This is a genomic window from Allobosea sp. 01N443, from assembly GCF_056399325.1.
On record NZ_JBFTRC010000334.1, the window covers coordinates 1 to 3,199 of the forward strand.

2 protein-coding genes are annotated in these 3,199 nt (G+C 57.7%); one reads left to right on the forward strand and one right to left on the reverse strand.

Annotation, left to right across the window (positions count from 1 at the left end):
- Window positions 1-129: 129 nt before the first annotated feature.
- The gene (locus AC1DRP_RS35850; RefSeq protein WP_441508881.1) at window positions 130-765 is read right to left on the reverse strand and encodes a DUF6904 family protein; all 636 of its coding nucleotides are present in this window, start codon (window positions 763-765) and stop codon (window positions 130-132) included.
- 889 nt (window positions 766-1,654) lie between these two features.
- Here AC1DRP_RS35850 and AC1DRP_RS35855 point away from each other — a divergent pair.
- Window positions 1,655-2,566 (forward strand): universal stress protein, encoded by a 912-nt coding sequence (locus AC1DRP_RS35855; RefSeq protein WP_441493352.1) that lies wholly within the window; start codon window positions 1,655-1,657, stop codon window positions 2,564-2,566.
- The last annotated feature ends 633 nt before the right edge of the window (window positions 2,567-3,199 follow it).

Genomic DNA, 3,199 nt, shown 5'->3' on the forward strand with positions numbered 1-3,199 from the left:
GGTAGAGCCAGACGACGATTCCAGCGGTGATCACGATCACGGCGATCCATGACGCGACCCAGTACAACAGATAGCCGAGACGGGGTGCCATCCGGCAAATTCCTTAGGACCTGCCCAGATTCAGACCGCTTACCATTTCGGATCGGGCCACTCGGCGCCCTCCCACGCCGCGATTATCGCCGGCGTCACAAGGCCATGGAAGGGACTGAGTTTCTGGCTCTGGTCGAACATGGGGGACATGCTAGCAAGGAGGTCGGCAAGGCCCCCTTTGCGGTCGCCGGCGTTCCAGCTCGAGAATAGTGCGCAACGCGCGGAATAGCGGTCGTCGAAAAATTCGACGCAGCTTGCAGTCTGCTTCCAGGCTTCTCTGATCACTCCAGCATGGCCGCCGAAATCGTCCTCCAAAGCGTCTTCAATGACCGCCTCGAGCATGTACGCGCAGGCTTGGTGTTGCGGGCCATGATCGATGAAGGCCAGAGACGATCGCAGCACTAGATGTTGCAGCAGCAAGACTGGCCAAAGGATATTCACGCCATATCGGGTTCCGATTTCCTTGCAGTGTGCAGGTGGGCGAATGACGTCGCGCTCCAGCTCGAAAGCTTTTCTGAGGTCGTAGGCAAGCGCGATGAATAAGCCCTCCCGATCCTTTATCAGGGGTGAGCGCTCATTGATGTCATGAACAACGTCACGAAGTGCCCTCAGTGACGTGTAATCGCCTTCCAACCGAATTCCGGCGTGAGTGCTTAGCAAGGAGAACGCCAACATAGGAATCTCCCACGCGCCGGGTTCCCGAATGTTTAGCTTATCACAATCGCGGTCAGGATCACGCTTTCCAATTCTCGCCCTTAGTCCGACGGGAACCGATCAGGCCAGGGGGGCTTCTCGCACGCCCGTCTCGTGACGGAGGCCGCAGATAGCACAGCGGCTGCCCTCATCGCCCAGCCACCAATGCCGAGGGTGTCCAGCGCGAATTAAAGTCGAGCGGCCCAGTAGAACACCATAAGCCAGATGACGATCGTCGGAATTAGCGCCGCGACAGGAATTGGCCGCCAGCGATACCGCGGCAGAACTCGGTCATTGCGGTCGCGGGGCGTGGGCTGGTTGCGCATCATCACAGGACAATGCCCGGACATGATGCAGCCGTCTTGCTATTCGCCGCCAATCAGTTGCGGTAAGCGGCGGGTCCGAGATGGCGCCATTTGCGGGAGCATTCGTTTGGCAGACGTTGCTCCCACCGCGCAATCAATTCACAGTCCTCATTGATTCCAGGCGCCCAGGGGCCTTACCCATTACCAGCCGTTCTGAAGGTCGCTGAGGGGTGGAAAGCCGAAGTTGGCCGCGCGCCTGTCTCACGTCTCTTCAGCAACAACTTCCGACATTGAGGGGTTGCCCAGGACGGACAGCATTGGTGCGGTCTCGGTAGCTCCTGAGGGACCTTCCACGATGCATGTAATTTCGGCCCGATGGCCTGYGCGACCGCCGCGGCGATCTCTAGATTGTTGGCGCTGAGGCGCTAACGGACTGCGCTCACTTGCGGAACGATTGCCCAAAGAGAATGGTGAAGCCTGAGCAATCCTGTGCCGCTCAGGCATATTAGGTTAGCGCGACGCTGTTTGACGAGTTCTCGCTCTGCATTTGGAGGCTGGAGATAGCCATGACGCTAACTGCGAAAAACGATGGCCCCCTAAAACGCATCCTCGTTGCAACCGATCTTTCGACGAGATCGGACAGGGCGCTACGACGGGCCACGCTCATAGCAAAACGTTTGGGTTCTTCACTTTCGCTTGTCCATGTCGTGGATGGCGATTTGCCTCATCGCATGATCGAAGCGGAGCGATCGGCCGCCATATCCGTGCTCGAAGATACTGTTCGATCAACCTGCGAAGCCGATGGGGTGTCAGCCAAATTCGAGATCGTGGTAGATGACTCGTTCAACGGAATATTGTCCGCCGCCGATGAATTCGGCGCCGACCTGATCGTCCTAGGACCTCATCGCCGCCGCTTCCGGGACGTTTTCACTGGGACCACCGTCGAGCGTGTCATTCGACGGAGCCGCATTCCAGTCTTGGTCGCGATCCAGCCCCCTTCAACTGTATATGAACGAACTCTCCTCGCGCTCGATTTTGACGATGCGTCGAAGGCGGCAGCCCAGGGTGCCTTGCGCATGGGAATCTTCAGCAAGTCCGCCGTGAAGATCGTTCATGCGTTTGATGCTCCGGCCCTCGGGCTGATGAAGCGATCTGTTCTAGATCCGGTAGCGATCAATGCGTACCTGGATAAAGAACGGGTCGAAGCAGCGGAGCGACTTGAGGCGTATACAAACGAGCTTGGAATTCCACCTACGCCCAGCGGCGTCGTTCTGCGTGAAGGCAGCCCTGCGCAAACTATCCTGGTTAGCGCCCAGGATGAACGCAGCGATCTTATCGTCCTCGGGACCAGCAAGAAGAGCGGAGTAAAGCGTGCCTTGATAGGCAGCGTGGCCGAGCAAGTACTTCGCGACGCAGAACGTGACATTCTCATTATCCCGGCTGACCAGACTGACGAAGTTGCGGTCGCATCAGCGTAGGTTAGCGACTCGTTTTCAGACGTCGCACCCCTTCGCGTCTGGGCGGCTGAGTGGGGAATGCAGACGCACGGTCGGCGCAGGAGCGAGCGCGGAGATGCCTCTTGGGTTCCCTCTGTCCGGCCGCCCACGCCGAACGCATCAGGCAGGAATTCCCGGCATCAGGTAGCGAAGGCCACCTGAGGCCTACTAAGCATCTGAATCGGGAAGGTTTCGTGCTTCTCGGTGATTCCAAAAATTTTGTAACGAGTGGATGGCATCGATGGGCAACTCCCAGCACTGACCTCGCCGGCTCCAGGGACCGCCCGGACGTTGCCCATTAGCAGACGTTCCGAGAGTCGCGGGCGGGTGGAGAGCCGAAGTTGGCTGTCTGCCCAGAACCGGACATTCGTGCCTTGGGGCGCGTCTCCTACTGGTTGTGTGTGGTCCTTCGAATTTTGCGCTCTGTAGGCCTAGCAGTTCAAAAAGGACGAAAGCGAAAGATATTCCCTGATTTTGTAAGTCTTTTGCCTTGCACTGCATGTATTATTCGATGCCTTAAATCGAACATTGACATTGGCTGTGTCGACGTGTAGATTGGTTTTTGTCGATATTTGCTTGGACGGTCCTTGTTATTTTCGCGCTTCGGCGCGGCTC

Bases quoted from the DNA above. Each gene is read 5' to 3' on its own strand.
- AC1DRP_RS35850 (WP_441508881.1), bottom strand. From the start codon at position 765: ATGTTGGCGTTCTCCTTGCTAAGCACTCACGCCGGAATTCGGTTGGAA.
- AC1DRP_RS35855 (WP_441493352.1), top strand. From the start codon at position 1,655: ATGACGCTAACTGCGAAAAACGATGGCCCCCTAAAACGCATCCTCGTT.